The following is a 19,817-nucleotide window of genomic DNA, read 5'->3' as shown; positions in this document are numbered from 1 at the left end:
CGGAGGAGTGAGCATGACCCCAGAGCCACCCGGCGCGCGGGCACCCGGCCCCGAGACCGACGTCCTGGACTTCCCGCTCCCGCCGCCGGGCACCATGGGGCCGCCCGAGAGGTGCGCGCAGCTGCGCGAGAGCCGCCCCGTGGCCAGGGTCGGGCTGCTGATGGACGCGACCGCCTGGTACGTCACCCGGTACGAGGACGTCCGGGCGCTGCTCGCCGACCCCCGGCTGGTCAGGCCGACCATCAACGACTGGCCGCCCCGTCCCGGCCCGGCCGCCGACGACGGGCCGAGCCTGGTCACCATGGCGGAACTGGACGGCCCCCGGCACCTGGCGCTGCGCAGGTCCGTGGCTTCGGCGTTCAGCGCCGGGGCCGTACGGGACCGGCTGCCGCGCGTTCGCGAACTCGCCGAGCGGCTGCTGGAGCAGTTCGAGGAAGGCGGCCCTCCCGGCGACCTGGTGGCCGGATTCACCGAGCCGTTCCCGCTGCTCGTGCTGTGCGACCTGGTGGGCATTCCCTCCCGGGACCGGGACTGGTTCCTGCCGGTCCTGGACGCCGCCCTGGACGGCATGGTGACCGCCGAGGAGGGACGCAGGGTCACCGACCTGCTGCGCGCGTACGTGGCCGAGCTGATCGCGCGGAAGCGGAGCCGGCCCGGCGACGACGTGCTGACCCTGCTGGTCCGCCAGTGCGAGGACGGGGCACTGACCGACGACGAGGTGACTGCCTTCGGGCTGTCCATGCTCACGGTCGGCTTCGGCATCAGCGGCTTCTTCCTGGCCGACTCGGTGCACACCCTGCTGCAACGGCCGGACCATTGGGCCCGGCTGCGCGACCACCGCGACCTCATGCCCGGCGCGGTGGAGGAACTCCTGCGGTACACGCCGGTGATGAACGGCACCGTGCTGCTGCTGGCCACCGAGGACATCGAGGTGGGCGGGCAGACCATCCGCCGGGGCGACGCCGTCATCCCCGTGCTGGCCTCCGCCAACCGCGACGGGAGCGTGTTCGCCGACGCCGACCGGCTCGACCTGTGCCGCGCGGACAACCCCCACCTCGCCTTCGGCCGCGGAGCACACAACTGCGTCGGCGCGCACCTGGCTCGCGCCGAACTGACCGTGGGACTGGAGACACTGCTCGACCGCTTCCCGCGACTGCGTCCGGCCGAGGGGCGACAGCCCCTCTGGGACGACCAGTCCGTCACCAAGTCACCGCTGACGCTCCCGGTCAGCTGGTGAGCCGACCCGCAGGCACCAGGGGAGGTCCACCCGTGAACACAACTCCGGAACCCGTCGTCGACGTGCCCGTCATCGACCTGCCTCTCCCGCCGCCGGGCACCATGGGCCCGCCCGAGGAGTACCGCCGGCTGCGCCAGGAGTGCCCCCTGGCCAAGGTCAGGCTGCCGATCGGCGCCACCGCCTGGTACGCCACCCGCTACGACGACGTCAAGGAACTGATCGCCGACGCCCGGCTGATCAGGCCGAGCATCACCGACTGGCCGGCCCGCCCTGGCCATGTCCCCGGTGACGAGCCGGGCCTGATCACGATGATGGAGCTGGAGGGCCCCCGGCACGCCGCCCTGCGCAGAACCCTGAGCGAGCCGTTCAGCGTCCGGTCCGTGCGGAGCAGGCTGCCGCGCATCCGGCGGTCGGCCGACCGGCTGCTCGATCCGTTCGTCGGCAGCGACCAGCCCGGCGACCTGGTCGTCCGGTTCCTGGAGCCGTTCCCCGTCATGGTGATGTGCGATCTCGTCGGCATCCCCTACGAGGACAGCGACTACTTCCTGCCCAGGGCGGACGCCGCGCTCGGGGCCATCCTCACGCTGGAGGAGGGCCGCGAGGCCACCTCCCAACTGCGCGAGTACATCACCTCGCTGCTCGACCGGAAGCGGCGCGAGCCCGGCGACGACATGCTCACCCCGCTGGTCCGCGCGTGCGAGCGCGGCGCTCTGGACCACGAGAGCGCGGTGAGCTTCGGGCTGTCCATGCTGGTCGCCGGCTACCGCACGAGCACCATGTTCCTGGCCGACGCGGTGCTGACCCTGCTGACCGTGCCCGGCGCGTACGCACGCCTGCGCGACCACCGCGCCCTCATGCCGGGCGCGGTGGAGGAACTCCTGCGCTATGTACCGGTGATGAACGGCGTCGTCGTCCTCCAGGCCGTCGAGGACATCGAGGTGCGCGGCCGGACGATCCGCGCCGGCGACGCCGTGCTGCCCGTCCTCGCCGCGGCCAACCGCGACGAGAGCGTGTTCACCGACGCCGACCGGCTCGACCTGTGCCGCGCGGACAACCCCCACCTCACCTTCGGCCGCGGAGCACACAACTGCATCGGCTCCCACCTGGCACGCGCCCAGATGACCGTGTGCCTGGAGGCCCTGTTCGACCGGCTCCCGAACCTGCGTCCGGCCGAAGACCACCACCCCATCTGGGAGGACGACTCACCGAGCAAGTCACCCCTCACCCTTCCGGTCAACTGGTGAGCGCCGTCGACTGGTGAGCGACTCCTTGCCGAAGTCGCCCACGGCCCGCCCGGCTCAGGCCACCGGCTTGCCGTAGACGGCCATCTCGTAGATCGAGTAGCCCCAGGTCGTGCGGCGCTCGACGCCCTGCATCCGGATGTAGGACACAGGCTCGTCGCCCGTCAGCCGGATGACGTCGGTTCCGCACTCGGCCGGGGCCATGGTCGCGGCGGTGGTCCAGCTGACACCGTCCGCGGAGGTCTCCAGCCGGTACCGCTCGGCGCACGCGGCTTCCCAGGCGAGGGTCACGGCCGCTACCTTCGCGGGTGCGGCGAGCTTGATCTGCGCCCAGGCGTCGTCCTGGTAGCCGGAGGCCCAACGGGTGCCCATGTCACCGTCGTTGATGTACCGAGCGGCCAGCCGGTCGAGGTCCTGCTCCACGCTGGACGCGGTCGCCGTGCCCGCCAGGGCCAGGTTCTCCGTGCCGCCCGCCACGTCCCACAGGCCGAGGCGCACGTCGGCCTGGACGAGGAAGGTGTCCAGGACGCCGTCACCGATCTTCGGCTGGACGCTGCCCCAGGTGTTGCGGGCCGGGTCCACCCGTACGGCCGCCGCCTGGCGCTGGAGGTCGCGGGAGGTGGTGAGCAGCTGCTGCGCACGGTCCGCGTCGCCCGCCTGCCGGGCCGCGAGCGCGTCGACCATGGCGATGGTCGCCCGCCCCCACTGCTCGGTCGCCTTCAGCCAGGGCTCCGCGTCGGCCACGAAGCCCGGCTCCACGGCTCCGCCGCGGATGACGGCGGGTGCGTCGGCGATGGCGGCGGCGTAGTCCCGCAGCTCGGCCAGTGCCTCGGTGCGCCGGCCCGCGTCCCACTCCTGCCAGAACCGCTTGACCCGGGCGTCGAGCGCCGGGGCCTGCGGCTGCCACGGCTTCGCGCCGAACGTGGGGGCGAGGTGGTTCAGGTCGGCGAAGACGGCCAGTGCCCCGGCGGCCGCGTGGTCGCCCCCGGCGAGGTAGGACAGGGCGCGGGGCCAGCTCGACGCCGCGTCGTAGGCACGGTCGTTCCAGGTGAAGTCGGCCGTTCCGAACACCGCGACCTTGCTGGCGTAGGGCTGGTTCATGGGGTTGGCGACGATGCCGCTGAGGTGGTCGCCGAGTCCCGCCTCCCGCTTGTCGTAGGGCGCGAGCAGCAGCCGCCCCCGGGTGTTGCCGAAGTCGTTGACGGGATAGTTGTCCCAGACGAAGACCTTCCGGCCGAACAGCTTCGACACGGCGTCCGCCTGGCTGTTGGTGATGGAGGGCGGGACGACGTCGGTCCCGGTCCACATCACGACGACCTTCGGGTCCAGGGTGGCCCGCATGGTCTGCTTGTACGCGGTGTCGGTCAGGTCGCCGTACTCGGTGGGCACCATCTGGAGGGCCTGGGTGCCCTCGTGGGTGTCCACGAAGGTGCGCTGGACGTCGTTGAGGAGGTCCACCTGCGCCCTGGCGGCGGCGGCCTGCCCCGGCGCGCCGAACTTCTGCCGGTCGCCGTCGCAGTTCCACCGGGTGTAGCTGATGTCGTCCAGCGGGATGGAGAAGGCCCGCCCGCCCAGGTCGTACACCGCCTGGAGCTTCGCCTTGAGCGCCGCGCGGTCCGCCGGGTCGGAGTAGCAGATGGACCCGCCCGGGGAGACCGCGAAGGTGAACCGGACGTGGTTGGCGCTCGCGCGCCGCACCAGGGTCCCCAGCTCGGCGAGTTTGCCGGCCGGATACGCCTCGCGCCACTTGTCCCGGTGGTACGGGTCGTCCTTGGGGGCGTAGACGTAGGTGTTGGCCTTGACGTCGCCGTAGAAGTCCATCTGGTCCAGCCGTTCGGCGGCGGACCACGGCTGACCGTAGAAGCCCTCGATGGTGCCCCGCAGCGGCATCGACGGGTGGTCACTTGCCTCGGCGCCCGCGATGCGCCACTCGTCTCCGCCGCGGACGAACAGCTGCCGCAGGGTCTGCACGGCGTAGAACTGCCCGGCGGCGTCCGTGCCGCCGAGCGCGACCTGGCGCTGCGGCCCGCTCGTGTCGACCCGCAGCGCGTACCCCTCGGTGTGTCCGGGAACGCGGGTGTCGCCGAGTGCCTCGGCGATGTCGGGTCTGGTGGCGGGGCCGAGGCGTACGGTGAGCAGTCCCGCGGGGACGGCCCGGTCCGGGGTGACGACGTCGACGCGGTCGGCGCCGTGGGCCCGCAGCTCGCGCACGAGACGGTCCCGGGCGGCGGTGTCTGTGCCGTCGTCGGCGACGACGACCACCCGCCCGGTGACGTCGGCGTCGGCCCCGGCGCGGGAGAGGGACTGCGGGACCGGTGAGACGGCGGGCAGCCCCTGCCCCGGCGCGCGTGCGGGTTCGGCGTGGGCCTGCGGGACCAGTGCGAGGTGTCCGGCCGTCAGGCCCGCGGCCAGGAGACAGGAAGTGAGCAGCGAACGGCGGTTCTTCACGGATGCGTGCTTCATGGATGTCCAATTCCTCTAAGCGGTGCCACCGTTGGCGAAGGCCGTCGTCGGCACCGCCGGTCCGGGGCGCCGGGGGCACGGCCTTGCCGCACGGGTGACCTGGGACGGCGTTCCCGGCGGTGCTCAACAACGCCGTGAGGCCGACGGTTTGACCGTCGGCCGCACTGGCGCACGGCAGATCGAGCCTCCTCACTCCTCTCCGGGCAGCACTCACCGGGACCACAGGTGGACGAAGACTTCCGGGCGTCACGCTCGCACAGGAACCAGATGTCGTCTAGACCACTCACCGCCGGAGGGCCGTCCGCGACGCCACCGCGCCGCCCGGCCGCTCACTCGGCGTGGACGACCTCCCCCGCGACCAGGGTGAGCACGGCGCGGGTGCCACAGACGTGGGTGTCGGGGGCGAGGATGTCCCGGTCGAGGACGGCGAGGTCCGCGGCCATGCCCTCGCGCAGCAGGCCGACTTCGTCGTCGTTGCCGTTCACCCAGGCCGAGCCGGCCGTGTAGGCGCTCAGGATGTCAGTCAGCTCCAGCCGTTCGTGGGGCACGAACGGGCGGTCGGCGCCCGGCCATCCGGCGTGCGCCGAACCGGGCGGTTCGGTGCGGTGCACGGCGACGTGCATGGCCTGCCACGGGTCGGCCGTGGTGACCGGCCAGTCGCTGCCCCCGGCGAGCCGCGCGCCGCTGTCCAGCAGCCGGCGGAAGGGGTACTGCCGGCCGGCCCGCGCCTCGCCCAGCAGCGGGTTGGTCAGCTCGTCGGTTTGCTGGTGGTGGCTCGCCCACAGCGACTGGACGTTGGCCGCCACCCCCAGCGCGGCGAAGCGGCCGATGTCCGCGTCGTCGACCAACTGCACATGGGCGATGTGATGGCGCCGCTGCCGCGCCCCGTTGGCACCGGCCGCGGCCTCGACCGCGTCCAGGCACTCGCGCACCGCCCGGTCGCCGATCGCGTGGAAGTGCACCTGGAAGCCGGCGGCGTCCAGCCGGGTCACCGCCTCGGCGAGCAGTGCGGCGGGCACGTTGGAGTGGCCGAGGTTGCCGGTGGCGCACCCGCAGGAATCCAGGTACGGCTCCAGCAGGGCACCGGTGCCGTTCTCCAGCACACCGTCCTGCATCACCTTCACCGCACCGGCCCGGAAGCGGCGGCCGGGCTCGCCGCGCCGCGCCACCAGGTCGTCGAGCTGCTCCAGGCCGCGGTCGCGGTCCCACCACAGGGCACCGACGACCCGGGCCCTCAGCAGCCCCTCCGCGTCGGCCCGCCGGTAGGCGGCGAGCGTGTCGCCGGCCCCGCCGTAGGCGCCGACGATGGCGTCCTGCCAGCCGGTGACGCCGTACCGGAAGAGGTGCGTCTGCGCGTGGCTCAGCGCCGCGAGCTGGTCCTCGACGGTGTCCTGCGGGAGCAGCCGGGCCACCAGGTCCATGGCGCTCTCGTGCAGCACCCCGGTGGGCCGGCCGGCCGCGTCGCGCTCGATCCGCCCGGCCGGCGGGTCCGGGGTGGCCGCGTCGATCCCGGCGCGCTCCAGTGCCACCGAGTTGACCCACGCCGAGTGGTGGTCGGCGTTGGGCAGGAACACCGGCCGGTCCGTTACGACCGCGTCCAGCGGTTCCCGGGTGGGCCAGCCGCCGGGGAAGCAGTCCATGCTCCAGCCGCCGCCCAGGATCCACGGCCGGCCCGGGTGGGCGGCCGCGTACTCGCGGACGGCCGCGAGGCAGCTCGCGGCGTCGGCGGCGCCGGTGAGGTCGCAGCGCAGCGCCTCCAGGGCGCCCCAGACCGGATGGATGTGCGCGTCCTGGAGGCCGGGCACCACGGTCCGGCCGGCCAGGTCGAACGTCTCGGACGGACGGTCGGCGGCCCGGCGTACCTCGGCGTCGGTGCCGACGGCCGTGATCCGGCCGCCGGACACGGCGACGGCCGTCGCGTCGGGGCGCCGCGGATCGCCGGTCCACACCCGGCCGCCGTGCAGGACGAGGGTCATGTGTCGGCCCCGTGGGTGCGCACCACGTACACCTTGCGGAGGGTCTCGTGGACCTGCCAGGTGCCGCGCCAGCCGGCCGGCATGGTCAGGGTGGCGCCCGGGCGCAGCTCGACGTCCGCACCGCCCTCGGTACGGACGGTGGCGGATCCGGTCAGCACCTGGCAGACCTCGTCGTAGCCCTCGCGGGTGGCGGTGAAGTGGCCGGGGTCGCACTCCCAGACACCGACCTCGACCAGCCCGTCGGGCGACTGCCACAGAGTGCGGGTGGTCTCCTGCTGGCCGGTGGTGCTGGTGGGCTTGGGCGTCACGGGGGGCAGGTCGGCGCTCGCCGCGTCGGCGAGGAAGGCGACGGCGGGGACGAGGGCGGTGGTGTCCATCGGGGTCTGCTCCTTTCAGCGTCCGCTGATGACGTTGGCGACGCGTGCGATGACGGAGGTGCGCTCCAGACCGGAGTTCTCGTGCCGGTCGGCGGCGCGGTAGGCGACGTAGAGGCTGCGCACGCCGAGCCAGCGCAGCGGCTCCGGCTCCCAGCCGCGCACCTTGCGGCCGACCCAGGGCAGCCGGGTGAGGTCGGTCCGCTGACCGAGGATCAGGTCGCGCAGGGTGCGTCCGGCGAGGTTGGTGGTGGTCACGCCGTGCCCGACGTAGCCGCCGGCCCAGCCGAGGCCGGTGTCCCGGTCCAGGTGGACGGTGGCGCACCAGTCGCGCGGCACGCCCAGCACTCCGGACCAGGTGTGGTCGATCGCCACGCCCTCGGTGGCCGGGAAGTGCTGCCTGAGGATGGCCTGGAGCTGCGTCTGAGTGGCGGCCCGGGTCTCGCCGCGCTGGTCGACGTGGGAGCCGAACATGTACGGGATGCCGCGCCCGCCGATGGCGATGCGGCCGTCGGTGGTGCGCTGGATGTAGCAGTACGAGTTGGCCTCGTCCCCGATCAGTTCGGCGCCGCGCCAGCCGATCTCCTCCCACACGGAGGCGGGCAGCGGCTCGGTGACGATCATGCTGCTGTTCATCGGCAGCCAGACCCGGCGGTGGCCGCGCAGCCCGGCGGTGAACCCCTCCAGTGCCCGGATCACGTACGACGCCCGGACGGTGCCGTGGGTGGTGACCGCCTCGCGCGGTCGGATCTCGGTGACCTCGGTGCCCTCGTAGACGGCGACGCCCATCCGCTCGACGACGTCGGCCAGGCCCCGGACCAGCTTGGCGGGCTGGATGCGGGCGCAGTGCGGGCTCCACTGGGCGTAGCGGGCGCCGGCCACGCGGACCCGCTGGGCGAGTTGGTCCACGTCGAGTTCGACCAGGTCGTCCTCGCCCCAGCCCTCGGTGCGCAGCGTCGGCAGCCCTTCGCGCAGCCGCCGCTCCTGCGCGGCGTTGGTGGCGACGTGCAGCAGCCCGTCCTTCTGGATGTCGGCCTCGATGCCCTCCTCGGCGGCGACCCGGATGACCTCGTCGACGGAGGAGAACATCTCCCGCTGCATGGCGACGGCCGGCTCCCGGCCGTGCGACTTGGCGTAGCGGCGCATCTGGCCGGGCGGCTCGGCGCTGAGCCAGCCGCCGTTGCGACCGGAGGCGCCGAAGCCGGCGAACTCCTTCTCCAGGACGGCGATCCGGAGGTCGGGCTGGGCCTGCTTGAGGTAGTAGGCGGTCCACAGGGAGGTGTAGCCGCCGCCGACGAGGGCGACGTCGACGTCCAGGTCGCCGGGCAGGGCGGGGCGGCGGGCGGGGACGCCGCTCTCCCGGAACCAGAAGGAGACGTCGCCGTTGACGAAGGTGGGGGTGGTGGCCGGGGTGGTGCTCATCGTCCGCTCTCTTCCGTGGCGGCGACCGGGATCCGGTCACCGGAAGTGGGTGGGTGGGTGGTGCCGGAGGGGTCGTCGAGCAGGACGCCCCGTTCGACGTCCCAGACCACGGTGACCTCGTCGCCGTGGCGGACGCCGGAGAGCCGGTCGGCCTGCTCGCGGGCGAGCAGCACGGTGCCGTCGGGCAGGGCGAGTTCGAGCTTGCGGCCGGAGCCCAGGTATATCTCCTGGGTGACGCGGGCGGACAGCGCGTTGACCTCGGGTGCGACGGGCTCGGCGGGCGGCTGCACCCGCAGGTGCTCGGGGCGGACCACGACGGCGGCCGCACCGCCCTCGGGCAGCCGTCCGGCGACGCGTACGGTGCGGTCGCCGACGCGCAGGCAGGAGTCGTCGCCGTCCGGCTCGACGCGTCCCCGGACGGTGGAGGACTCGCCGAGGAACTCGGCCACGAAGAGGCTGCGGGGCTTTTCGTAGAGTTCGCTCGCCGTGCCGACCTGCTGGACGCCCCCGTCGTTGAAGACGGCGATGCGGTCCGACAGGACCAGCGCCTCCTCCTGGTCGTGGGTGACGAAGACGAAGGTGGAGCCGACCTCCTGGTGCACCCGCTTGATCTCCAGCTGGAGGGATTCGCGCAGCTTCTTGTCGAGAGCGCCGAGCGGCTCGTCCATCAGCAGCACGCTCGGCTCGTAGACCACGGCCCGGGCCAGGGCGACCCGCTGCTGCTGTCCGCCGGAGAGTTCGCGCGGCCTGCGGTGGCCGTAGCCGCCGAGCCGTACCGTCTCCAGGGCCGCCTCGACCATCTCGGCGCGGCGGGCCCCCGGCACCTTGCGCTGCTTGAGCGGGAAGGCGACGTTCTCCGCCACGGTCATGTGCGGGAAGAGCGCGTAGTGCTGGAAGACCATGCCGATGTCGCGCCGGTGCGGCGGAAGGTCCTGCATCTGCCTGCCGCCGATGGTCAAGGTGCCGGAGGTGGCGGCGGTGAATCCGGCGATGATGTTGAGGGTGGTGGTCTTGCCGGAACCGCTGGGGCCCAGCAGGGTCATGAACTCGCCCGGTTCGATGACCAGGGAGACGTCGTCGACGGCGACGGAGTCCGCGTACTCCTTGCGCACCTGCGCCAGTTCGATACGGGCTCCGCGCGCCTTGATGAGGCTGGTCTCAGCGGACACGGTTCCTCCTGGCGGTGGCGAAGGTGGCGGCCAGCACGAGCACCGTGGTGAAGACGATGATCAGGGTGGCGGCCGCGGCGATGGTGGGGTCGGTGTCCCTGGTCACGCTGGCGAACATCCTGACCGGCAGGGTCTGCAGGTAGGGGCTCTGGATGAACAGCGAGACCACGACCTCGTCGAAGCTGGTGACGAAGGCGAACAGGGCACCGGAGACGACGCCCGGGGCGATCATCGGCAGGGTCACCTGCCGGATGGCGCCCCACCGGGTGGCGCCGCAGATCAGTGCGGCGTCCTCCAGCCGCCGGTCGAAGCCGCGCAGGCTCGCCGTGACCGGGATGATCACGAACGGCAGGGCCAGCACGGTGTGGGCGGTGACGAAGCCGAGCAGGGTGCCCAGCAGGTTGTACTGGAGGAAGAGCGCGTACACACCGATCGCGACCACCACGGTCGGCACGATCATGGGGGCCAGCAGCAGCCCGTACGACGCCTTCACCCAGCGTGATCCGGACCGGGTGAGCGCGATCGCGGCGGCCGTGCCCAGGACGGTGGCCACCACCGCGACCAGGGCGCCGACCTGGAGCGAGGAGAGCAGCGCCTCGGTCCACCGGGGGTCGGTGAAGAAGTTGGTGTACCAGCGGGTGGACCAGCCGCTCGGCGGGAACACCAGGGACGCCTTGTCGGTGAAGCTCAGCGGGATCACCACGAGCGTCGGCGCGATGAGCCAGAGGCCCACCAGCGCGCTGAACGCCCACAGCGCGATCCGCGCGGGTGCGGTCCTCATCGGGCACCTCCCCTGTTGCGGGTGAACCGCAGGACGACGCCGACCAGTCCCAGCAGGACCAGCGTCACCGCCAGCAGCACCACGCCCATCGCTCCGCCGCGGCCCCACGCGAGCAGCCCGTTGACCTGGGTGAAGATCTGCTGCGAGATCAGTGCCTGGTCGGGCGAGCCCAGGAGCGCCGGGGTGACGTAGAAGCCGAGCGAGGTGATGAACACGGTCAGCGCGCCGGCGCCCACACCGGGCAGCGACAGCGGCACGAAGACCCGCAGGAACGCGGTGACCGGGCGCGCCCCCATGCCCTGCGCGGCGTCGAGGAGACGGCGGTCGATGCCGCTCATCACCGCGTACAGCGGCAGCACCATGAACGGCATCAGCACCTGCGACATGCCGATCACCACGCCGGCGGGGGTGCGGATCAGTTGCAGCGGGCCCAGCCCCACGGTGCCGAGGATCTGGTTGACCACGCCGCTGTCCTGGAGCAGCACCACCCAGGCGAAGGTGCGCACCATCAGACTGGTCCAGAACGGCAGCAGCACCAGCAGGGTGAGCCAGATCCGCGCCCGGGCGCCGACCACGGTCATCAGGTAGGCGTACGGGTAGGAGAGCACCAGGGTCACCAGGGTGACGACGGCGCCGACGGCCAGTGTGCGCACGAGCGTGGCGAGGGCGACATCGCTGGTGAAGAACCAGGAGTAGTTGCCCGCGCCGGGTGCCGGTTCGCTGACGCTGCGCCAGGCCATCAGGCCCAGCGGCACCAGGAAGAGCACGGCCAGCAGGACCAGCGCGGGCAGCAGCAGCCACCCCCACCGGCCGCCGGCGCCCTTGCGGGGCCGGCCGCCGGTGGCCGGGGAGGCGATCTCGATCAGGGCTGTCATGGGTTACCGCGCCAGCCAGTCGGACCACTTCGGGATGACCTGCTCCTGGTTCTCGGCCCACCAGGCGTTGTCCAGCTTGAGGGCCTGCGCCTGGCGCTCGGGGGTGGAGGTGAGGTACTCCTTCGCAATCGCGTCGACCTTGGGCTTGGCGTCGGAGTTGATCGGCGAGTACGAGGTCAGCTCGGTGAGTTTGGCCTGCTGGTCGGCGCCCAGGTAGTAGTTGATGAGCGCCATGGCGGCCTTGGGGTTCTTGGCGCCCTTGGGCACCGCGAGGGAGTCCGCGATCGGCATGAACTGGTTCCACTGCGGGGCGAACTTGGCGCCGTTCTTCACGGCCGAGTAGGCACGGCCGGTCCACACCATCGCCATGGAGACCTCACCCGACTCCAGCAGCTGCTGGGAGCGGGCGCCGGTGTCCCAGAAGACCAGGGAGGAACGCACGCTGGTGAGCTTCTTCAGGGCCCGGTCGACATCGAGCGGGAAGAGCTTATCGGGGGCGACCCCGTCCGCGATCAGCGCCGCCTCCAGCGGGCCGGGGGCCGCGTCCGAGGGCACGCCCGGGATGCCGCGCTTGCCGGGGAACCTGGCGGTGTCGAAGAAGTCCGCCCAGCTCTTCGGCGGGTTGTCGCCGAACTTGGACTTGTCGTACATCAGCACCATGCCGTACGTCATGGCCGGCACCGAGCACTTGCCCACCATGTCCTTGGGCAGCTTCGAGGTGTCGACGACGGCGCTGTCGAGCGGCATCAGCAGCTTGCCGCACTGGCGTTCGGCCCAGATGGAGTCGGTGTCCACCACGTCCCAGGTGACGTTCTTGGCGTCGACCTGCGCCTTGAGCTTGGTGTAGTCGGTCGGTCCGTCGGAGAGCATCCGCGCTCCGGAGTCCGTGGCGAACGGCTTGACCGCGGCCGACTCCTGGCCGTCCTGGTAGATGCCGCCGTAGGAGGCGAAGGTGAGGGTGACGCCGTCGAGCGCGCCCTTCTTCACCTTGCCGGCCACGGCCGGGCCGGGGCCGAGGTCGACGTCGGCGGCGGCCGGGCCGGTGCCGGCGCAGCCGGTGAGGGTCAGCAGCAGGGCGCCGGCGGCAGCGGCACACCCCATGATTTTGCGTGATATTCCGGGCATGACTGTCTCCAAGGAGGACGGTGAAGACACAAGGGGACCGAGAGAGCGCGGCGCGGAGCGCACGGCTGCAGGGCACGGCGGCGCGCCGCGCGGGAGGGGCACGGTGAAGAGGGGGCGGGCGCGCCGCGGGCAGGAGTGGGGAGGGATTGCGGGCGGATGGGGTGCGGGTGGGGAGGGGTCAGTCCGGGGTCGGCGGGCTGATGATCCAGAGGATCTCGGCGGGCTCTTCGTGGCCGTTGACCACGCGGTGCGGTACCGAGGAGCGGTATTCGATGCTGTCGCCGGCCTCCAGGTCGTGGGCCCGGCCGTCGAGTTCGACCCGCACGGCGCCGCTGATCACCAGGAGGATCTCCTGCGAGTCGCCATGGGTGTAGGCGTCGTCACCGGTGGAGGCCCCTGGGTCGAACTCGCCCGCGTACACCTCGAGATGACTGAGCGGGCGCTGCGAAATGAGTAATTTGCGACTGCCTGGAGCGGTGTGCAGCATCGGCCGGTCGGCCCGCCGCACCACTCTCGGACCGGGCCGGCCGTCCTGGTCGAACAGGTCGGCCACGGTCAGACCGAGCGCCACGGCGATCCGCCGCAGCATGCCGATGGAGCAGTTCACCTGCCCGCGTTCCAGCTGACTGAGGAACCCGGGGCTGGCCTGCGCCGCCTCCCCCAGGGCCCGCAGCGACATCCGCCGCATCAACCGGTACTCCCGGATGCGGGCCCCCAGCGCCGCGTCGGCGGCACCGTCGGTGACACCACCGAAGGGGTCCGGCAACGAACGATCAGCCATGGGCGAACACCTGATAAGTCTTCAGCGAACACTTTGTTCGCTGGGGTGATACGGACCGTACGCCGAGGTGATCTGCGATACAAGACCCTCTCCACGCCGTCACCGGAACGTGATCACCCGCGTGCGGGCTACCCCGCTACGGCGTCCCTTTCGACCGGGCAGCTCATGCAGCGCGGGCCGCCCCTGCCCCGGCCCAGTTCGCTGCCGGGGATCTCGATGACCTCGATGCCCTGCTTGCGCAGGTGGGTGTTGGTGGTGGCGTTGCGCTCGTAGGCGACGACGACGCCGGGTTCGACGGCGAGGACGTTGCAGCCGTCGTCCCACTGCTCGCGCTCGGCCGCGTGCACGTCCTGGGTGGCGGTCAGGACCCGGATCTCGCTGAGCCCCAGCGCGGCCGCGATCGCGCGGTGCATATGCTCCGCCGGATGGTCGGTGACCTTCAACTCCTTCTCCTCGGAGCCCGGTTCGATGGTGTACGAGCGGAGCATGCCGAGCCCGGCGTACTGCGTGAAGGTGTCGCCGTCGATCATGGTCATCACGGTGTCGAGGTGCATCACGGCACGCCGCTTGGGCATGTCGAGCGCGACGATCGTCCGGGCCGATCCGGCGGCGAACAGCTTGTGCGCGAGCATCTCCACGGCCTGGGGCGTGGTCCGCTCGCTCATGCCGATGAGCACGGCGCCGTTGCCGATCACGAGCACGTCCCCGCCCTCGATGGTGGACGGGTAGTCGGCCTGCCCCTCGGACCACACATGGAACGTCTCCCCCCGGAACAGGGGGTGGTACCGGTAGATCGCCTCGAAGTGGACGGTCTCGCGCTGCCGGGCGGGCCAGCGCATGGCGTTGATGGACACGCCGTCGTAGATCCAGGCGGAGGTGTCGCGGGTGAAGAGGTGGTTGGGCAGCGGGCCGAGCAGGAAGTCGTCCAGTTCCATGGCGTGGAAGCGCACGGACGTCGGCTCCGCGTGGGCGGCCAGGAACTCCCGCTTGGTCATGCCGCCGACGAGGGCCTCGACCAGTTCGGCGGCGGAGAGGGTCTCGAAGGCGGCCCGCAGGTGATCGGTGGCGAGCGGCCCGTACTCCTTCTCGTCGAAGACGCGGTCCAGGACGAGCGAGCGGGCCGACGGGATCTCCATCGCCTCGGTCAGCAGATCGCCGAAGAGGTGCACGGCGACTCCGCGGTCGCGCAGCACGTCGGCGAACCCGTCGTGCTCGGCACGCGCCCGGCGCACCCACAGCACGTCGTCGAAGAGGAGGGCGTCCTTGTTACTGGGGGTGAGCCTTTTGAGCTCGAGATCGGGCCGGTGCAGGATGACGCGGCGCAGCCGCCCGGCCTCGGAGTCGACATGGAATCCCATGCCTCCATCCTGGCCAACGGCGGCCGATTTCACCCTCCGCGCGCCTGTTTCCAGCACCTCCTTTTTTCGTCACCTTGACGAGAGCCAGGAAGCGCTGTGGCGCTCGGGGGCAGGACCGCCGGGCCGGCCGGGGCCCGGGAGCAATCCCCCGGGCCCCGGCGGGAGGTCCCCGTCACAGTCGGGGGTCCACCGGCTCCGACTCCAGCGCGAGCACGCCGAACACCGCCTCGTGCACCCGCCACAGCGGTTCGCCGTCGGCCAGGCGGTCCAGGGCCTCCAGGCCGAGGGCGTACTCGCGGATCGCCAGGGAGCGCTTGTGGTTGAGGAAGCGGTGACGCAGACGGGCGAGGTTGTCCGGGCGGGTGTACTCGGGACCGTAGATGATCCGCAGGTACTCGCGGCCGCGGCACTTGATGCCGGGCTGCACCGGACGGCCCGTCTCTCCGCGCACCAGCGCGCCCAGCGGCTTGACGACCATGCCCTCGCCGCCGCGGCCGGTCATCTCAAGCCACCAGTCGACGCCCGCCCGCACCGACTCCGGGTCGGCCACGTCGACGTACAGGCGGCGGGTGCTCTGGAGCAGACCGGTGGCGTCGTGCTCCACGAGCCGGTCGATCAGCGCCAGTTGCCCGTCGTGCGGCATCCCGGCCAGGCTGCGGCCCTGCACGGCCAGGATCTGGAACGGTGCCAGGCGGACGCCGTCCAGGCCGTCGGTCGGCCAGCAGTAGCGGCGGTACGCGGCCGTGAACGCGGCCGCGTCGGCGGCCCGTTCGCGCTGGCGGTCCAGCAGGTCCGTCACGTCGACACCGCGCGCCGCGGCGCCCTCCAGGGCGGCCAGCGCTTCCGGGAACACCGCGCCGGAGGCCGCGCCGACCGCCGCGTACTGCGAGCGCAGCAGCCCGGAGGCCTTCAGCGACCACGGCATCAGCTCGCCGTCGAGCAGCAGCCAGTCGGTGTCGAGGTCCGCCCACAGGCCGGCCTCGGTGACCGCCGTGCGCAGCCGGCCGAGTATCTCCTCGGTGACCGACGGGTCGTCGAAGAAGGGACGGCCGGTGCGGGTGTAGAGCGAACCGGTCGGGCCGTCCACTCCGAACCGCCCGCGCGCCGCGTCCGCGTCCCGGCAGACCAGGGCCACCGCCCGCGAGCCCATGTGCTTCTCCTCGCACACGACCCGGGCCGCCCCGTCCTCCCGGTACTGGGCGAACGCCTCCTCCGGGTGTTCCAAGTAGCCGTCGACCTTCGAGGTCGCCGTCGGCGCCATGGTGGGCGGCAGGTACGGAAGCAGCCGCGGGTCGACCGCGAAGCGGCTCATGACCTCCAGCGCCGCCGCCGCGTTCTCCTCGCGCACGGCGACCCGGCCGGCGTGCCGCGTCTCGACGCCCCGGCGGCCGTGCACGTCACCGAGGTCCAGCGGACGCCCGTCGTGCCCGCCGGGTGCCTCGGTGCGCAGCGGCCTGGCCGGCTCGTACCAGACCCGCTCGGCCGGTACGTCGACCAGCTCCCGCTCCGGCCAGCGCAGTGCGGTCAGCTTGCCGCCGAACACCGCGCCGGTGTCCAGGCAGATGGTGTTGTTCAGCCAGGTGGCCTCCGGGACCGGGGTGTGGCCGTAGACCACGGCCGCCCGGCCGCGGTAGTCCTCCGCCCACGGGTAGCGCACCGGCAGGCCGAACTCGTCCGTCTCCCCCGTGGTGTCGCCGTAGAGCGCGTGCGAGCGCACCCGGCCCGAGGTGCGGCCGTGGTACTTCTCCGGCAGACCGGCGTGGCTGACCACCAGCCGCCCGCCGTCGAGGACGTAGTGGCTGACCAGACCGTCGATGAACTCCCGCACCCGCGCCCTGAACTCCTCGCCCTCCCCCTCCATCTGCGCGATGGTCTCGGCGAGTCCGTGGGTGTGCTGGACCTTGCGCCCCTTGAGGTGGCGCCCGTACTTGTTCTCGTGGTTGCCCGGCACGCACAGCGCGTTGCCCGCCTCCACCATGGACATCACCCGGCGCAGCACACCCGGGCTGTCCGGGCCGCGGTCGACCAGGTCACCGACGAAGACCGCGGTACGGCCCTCGGGGTGCGCCCCATCGGTGTAGCCCAACTTGGCGAGCAGCGCCTCCAGTTCGGCGGAGCAGCCGTGGATGTCGCCGATCACGTCGAACGGGCCGGTGAGGTGGGTGAGGTCGTTGAAGCGCTTCTCGGTGACGACCGACGCGTTCTCGACCTCGTCGACTCCGCGCAGTACGTGCACCTTGCGGAAGCCCTCGCGCTCCAGGTGCCGCAGCGAGCGCCGCAGTTCGCGGGTGTGCCGCCGGATCACCCCGCGCGGCATGTCGGCCCGGTCGGTGCGGGCCGCGTTGCGCTCGACGCACACCTCCTCCGGCACGTCGAGCACGATGGCGATGGGCAGCACGTCGTGGCTCTTCGCCAGGTCGATCAGCCGGCGCCGGGCGTCCTGCTGCACGCTGGTGGCGTCGACGACGGTACGGCGGCCGGCCGCCAGGCGCTTGCCGGCGACGTAGTGCAGCACGTCGAAGGCGTCGCGGGTGGCGCCCTGGTCGTTCTCGTCGTCGGAGACCAGTCCCCGGCAGAAGTCCGAGGAGAGGACCTCGGTGGGCTTGAAGTGACGTCGGGCGAAGGTGGACTTGCCCGAGCCGGAGGCGCCGACGAGGACGACGAGGGAGAGGTCGGTCACGGGCAGGACGCGTCCTCGTCGTGTGGGGGTCTGTGTCTCGGTCATGCCGCCTTCGCCTCCTTCTCGTTGTCTCTGCTGTCCCTGGTGGTCGTGAGGGTGAACACGGCCATCTGGGTGGGCGGTCCGACCTCGGGGTCGTCGGGGCCGACCGGGCGGAACTCGACGTCGTAGCCGTGGCGTCCGGCCACGGTGTGCGCCCACTGGCCGAACTGCTCGCGAGTCCACTCGAAGCGATGGTCGCCGTGCCGGGCGTGCCCGGCGGGGAGGGCCTCCCAGCGGACGTTGTACTCGACGTTCGGGGTGGTCACGAGGACGGTGCGGGGGCGGGCCGCGCCGAACACCGCGTACTCCAGGGCGGGCAGCCGGGGCAGGTCGAGGTGCTCGATCACCTCGCTGAGCACGGCGGCGTCGTAGCCCTTCAGCTGCTTGTCGGTGTAGACGAGCGAGCCCTGCCGGAGCGTGACGCGGGCGGCCTGCCGCTCCCCCATCCGGTCCAGCTTCAGCCGCCGGGCGGCGATGGTGAGGGCCCGTACCGACACGTCGACGCCGACGATCTCGGTGAACCGCGCGTCCCGCAGCAGCGCCTGCACCAACTGCCCCTGCCCGCAACCTAGGTCGAGCACCCGGGCGGCACCGCACTCGTGCAGCGCCGCGACGATCGCGTCCCGCCGCTGCACTGCCAGCGGCGTCGGCTTCTCCTCGGTCTCGGTCTCCGCCGCCACGGCGTTGTCGAGCTCCTCGACCCCGCTGTCGTCGGTCTCGGCCAGCCGCACCAGCTCCAGGCGCTCCATCGCCTGCCGGGTCAGCGACCAGCGGCGCGAGAGGTAGCGACTGGTGATCAGCTTCTGCTCCGGGTGCTCGGGCAGCCATCCCTCGCCTGCCCGGAGCAGCTTGTCGACCTCGTCGGGGGCGACCCAGTAGTGCTTGGCGTCGTCGAGGACGGGGAGCAGGACGTAGAGATGGCGCAGGGCCTGGGCGAGGGTCGTCGCCTCCGACTCCAGTACGAGCCGCACGTACCGCGAGTCGCCCCACTCGGGGAACTCCGCGTCCAGCGCCACCGGTTCGGCGGTGACCGCCCAGCCGAGCGGCGCGAACAGGCGCTGTACGAGGGCGGGGCCGCCGCGGGCCGGGAGCGCCGGTACCTCGATGCGCAACGGGCGGGGCCGTGCCGGGAGTTCGGGCCGCGCGTGGCACACCCCGCGCAGGGCGCTGGAGAACACACCGCTCAGCGCCACGGCGAGCAGTGAGGAGGCCGCGTAGGGGCGGTCGTTGACGTACTGCGCGAGCGCCGCGTCCGGGGCGCCGCCGCGTCCCTTGCCCTTGCTCCGCCGGACCAGGGCCACCGTGTCGACCTCCAGCAGCAGCGCCGCCGTGCAGCGCTGATCGTCCGCCTCGGGGTAGAGGACGTGCGCGGTGCCGTAGGAGGTGGAGAACGCCTGAGCCTTGCCCGGGTGCTTGTGCAGCAGGAAACCGAGGTCGGTCGCCGGGTGTTCGGGGGTGCCGGTGGTGGTGATGGTCAGGAACATGCGGAGGGCCTCTCCGGCTGGATGGACGGCTGCGGTGCCGTGTACGCCAAAGCCCCCGAGGACGGTGATCCCGGGGGCTCGGCAGGACGACGCAGTCACCTTCGCACAGGGGGCCGGAGCTGCGCCTTCCAATATTCGCCGGCCGCTTCCCGCGGGCCGGGGCGTCGTTGCCAGGATGAAGGGGGAACAGCCGGCCCGGCGCAGCCGAGCCGAGCCCGTGCCGCGCGGGTGCCGGCCGAGACCGTCCGGGAGGGCGATCAGTGGTGGAGGGTATGCCCCGCGAGGAATGGGTGAGGACGCAGCCGCAGGCGCTCCTCGCCGCGTGTGTGGTGGCACTGGACGCCGACGGCCGCGCCCTGCTCCCGCGCTACGGCTCCGGTCATCCGGGGGCGGGCAGTTGGTGGCTGCCCGGCGGGGTGCTGGACCGCGGCGAGGGCCCTGGACCACGGCCCGGCGCGAGATGCGCGAGGAGACGGGCGTCGAACTCGGCCCCGTGCCCCGGCTGATCGGCGTGGACCACCGCGTGGACGTGCTGGGCACCGGGCCGGTCCTGGACCGCTTCTTCTACGGCGGCACGCTGCCCGACGGCGCTCACACGACCGTTCGGCTCAGCGCCGAGCACGACCGGCACGGCTGGTTCGCCCCGGTCGATCCGCACGGCACGCCGCTCGCCGCCGGTGCGCGGACTCTCACCGCGCTGCACGAGGCGGCGCTGAGCGCCTCGGTGGTGTGCCTGCGGGAGGGCAGTCCCAGCGTCACGCCCGGCCCGCCCACGCCTCCGCCCGCCCGCACCTCCGGCCCGCCGTGAC

The 19,817-nt window shown here is 72.4% G+C and carries 15 protein-coding genes; 3 read left to right on the top strand and 12 right to left on the bottom strand.

Going from position 1 to position 19,817, the window contains the following annotated elements; genetic code table 11:
* Nucleotides 1-13: 13 nt before the first annotated feature.
* Nucleotides 14-1,237, top strand: coding sequence for a cytochrome P450 (locus tag ACFY4A_RS03630; RefSeq protein ID WP_390827789.1), 1,224 nt, complete (start codon nucleotides 14-16; stop codon nucleotides 1,235-1,237).
* Nucleotides 1,238-1,269: 32 nt separating this feature from the next.
* Nucleotides 1,270-2,481: a cytochrome P450 gene (locus tag ACFY4A_RS03625; RefSeq protein WP_390827788.1), complete on the top strand. Its 1,212-nt coding sequence runs from the start codon at nucleotides 1,270-1,272 to the stop codon at nucleotides 2,479-2,481.
* A gap of 54 nt (nucleotides 2,482-2,535) precedes the next feature.
* Here ACFY4A_RS03625 and ACFY4A_RS03620 read toward each other — a convergent pair whose 3' ends face one another.
* The 12 genes from ACFY4A_RS03620 to ACFY4A_RS03565 all read right to left on the bottom strand — a co-directional run bounded on the left by ACFY4A_RS03620 (nucleotide 2,536) and on the right by ACFY4A_RS03565 (nucleotide 19,008).
* Nucleotides 2,536-4,941 carry a beta-N-acetylglucosaminidase domain-containing protein gene (locus ACFY4A_RS03620; RefSeq protein ID WP_390827787.1) on the bottom strand — a complete coding sequence of 802 codons (2,406 nt, stop codon included), beginning with the start codon at nucleotides 4,939-4,941 and terminating at the stop codon, nucleotides 2,536-2,538.
* Between the two features lie 329 nt (nucleotides 4,942-5,270).
* The gene (locus tag ACFY4A_RS03615) at nucleotides 5,271-6,917 is read right to left on the bottom strand and encodes an amidohydrolase (RefSeq protein ID WP_390827786.1); all 1,647 of its coding nucleotides are present in this window, start codon (nucleotides 6,915-6,917) and stop codon (nucleotides 5,271-5,273) included.
* The gene (locus ACFY4A_RS03610) at nucleotides 6,914-7,294 is read right to left on the bottom strand and encodes a cupin domain-containing protein (protein WP_390827785.1); all 381 of its coding nucleotides are present in this window, start codon (nucleotides 7,292-7,294) and stop codon (nucleotides 6,914-6,916) included. Before ACFY4A_RS03610 ends, ACFY4A_RS03615 begins: the two co-directional genes overlap by 4 nt.
* A gap of 15 nt (nucleotides 7,295-7,309) precedes the next feature.
* A complete protein-coding gene (locus ACFY4A_RS03605) occupies nucleotides 7,310-8,713 on the bottom strand; it encodes an NAD(P)/FAD-dependent oxidoreductase (protein WP_390827784.1) in 1,404 nt (467 codons plus the stop codon).
* Nucleotides 8,710-9,882, bottom strand: coding sequence for an ABC transporter ATP-binding protein (locus ACFY4A_RS03600; RefSeq protein WP_390827783.1), 1,173 nt, complete (start codon nucleotides 9,880-9,882; stop codon nucleotides 8,710-8,712). The genes ACFY4A_RS03605 and ACFY4A_RS03600 overlap by 4 nt, the downstream gene beginning before the upstream one ends.
* Nucleotides 9,872-10,663 (bottom strand): ABC transporter permease, encoded by a 792-nt coding sequence (locus tag ACFY4A_RS03595; protein WP_390827782.1) that lies wholly within the window; start codon nucleotides 10,661-10,663, stop codon nucleotides 9,872-9,874. The genes ACFY4A_RS03600 and ACFY4A_RS03595 overlap by 11 nt, the downstream gene beginning before the upstream one ends.
* Nucleotides 10,660-11,538 (bottom strand): ABC transporter permease, encoded by an 879-nt coding sequence (locus ACFY4A_RS03590; protein WP_390726387.1) that lies wholly within the window; start codon nucleotides 11,536-11,538, stop codon nucleotides 10,660-10,662. Before ACFY4A_RS03590 ends, ACFY4A_RS03595 begins: the two co-directional genes overlap by 4 nt.
* 3 nt (nucleotides 11,539-11,541) lie before the next feature.
* A complete protein-coding gene (locus ACFY4A_RS03585) occupies nucleotides 11,542-12,663 on the bottom strand; it encodes an ABC transporter substrate-binding protein (protein ID WP_390827781.1) in 1,122 nt (373 codons plus the stop codon).
* Between the two features lie 178 nt (nucleotides 12,664-12,841).
* A complete protein-coding gene (locus ACFY4A_RS03580; RefSeq protein WP_390827780.1) occupies nucleotides 12,842-13,444 on the bottom strand; it encodes a helix-turn-helix domain-containing protein in 603 nt (200 codons plus the stop codon).
* A gap of 128 nt (nucleotides 13,445-13,572) precedes the next feature.
* On the bottom strand, nucleotides 13,573-14,802 hold the full coding sequence (locus ACFY4A_RS03575; RefSeq protein WP_390827779.1) for an arginine deiminase: 1,230 nt from the start codon (nucleotides 14,800-14,802) through the stop codon (nucleotides 13,573-13,575).
* A gap of 172 nt (nucleotides 14,803-14,974) precedes the next feature.
* On the bottom strand, nucleotides 14,975-17,527 hold the full coding sequence (locus tag ACFY4A_RS03570; protein ID WP_390827778.1) for a polynucleotide kinase-phosphatase: 2,553 nt from the start codon (nucleotides 17,525-17,527) through the stop codon (nucleotides 14,975-14,977).
* A complete protein-coding gene (locus ACFY4A_RS03565) occupies nucleotides 17,524-19,008 on the bottom strand; it encodes a 3' terminal RNA ribose 2'-O-methyltransferase Hen1 (protein WP_390827777.1) in 1,485 nt (494 codons plus the stop codon). The genes ACFY4A_RS03570 and ACFY4A_RS03565 overlap by 4 nt, the downstream gene beginning before the upstream one ends.
* 460 nt (nucleotides 19,009-19,468) lie before the next feature.
* Between ACFY4A_RS03565 and ACFY4A_RS03560 the strand changes: the two genes are divergently transcribed.
* Nucleotides 19,469-19,816, top strand: coding sequence for a hypothetical protein (locus tag ACFY4A_RS03560; RefSeq protein WP_390827776.1), 348 nt, complete (start codon nucleotides 19,469-19,471; stop codon nucleotides 19,814-19,816).
* Nucleotide 19,817: the final 1 nt, after the last annotated feature.

It is taken from the genome of Streptomyces sp. NPDC001292 (assembly GCF_042896465.1).
Lineage (GTDB): Bacteria > Actinomycetota > Actinomycetes > Streptomycetales > Streptomycetaceae > Streptomyces.
This window is presented reverse-complemented; position numbering and strand designations above follow the sequence as displayed.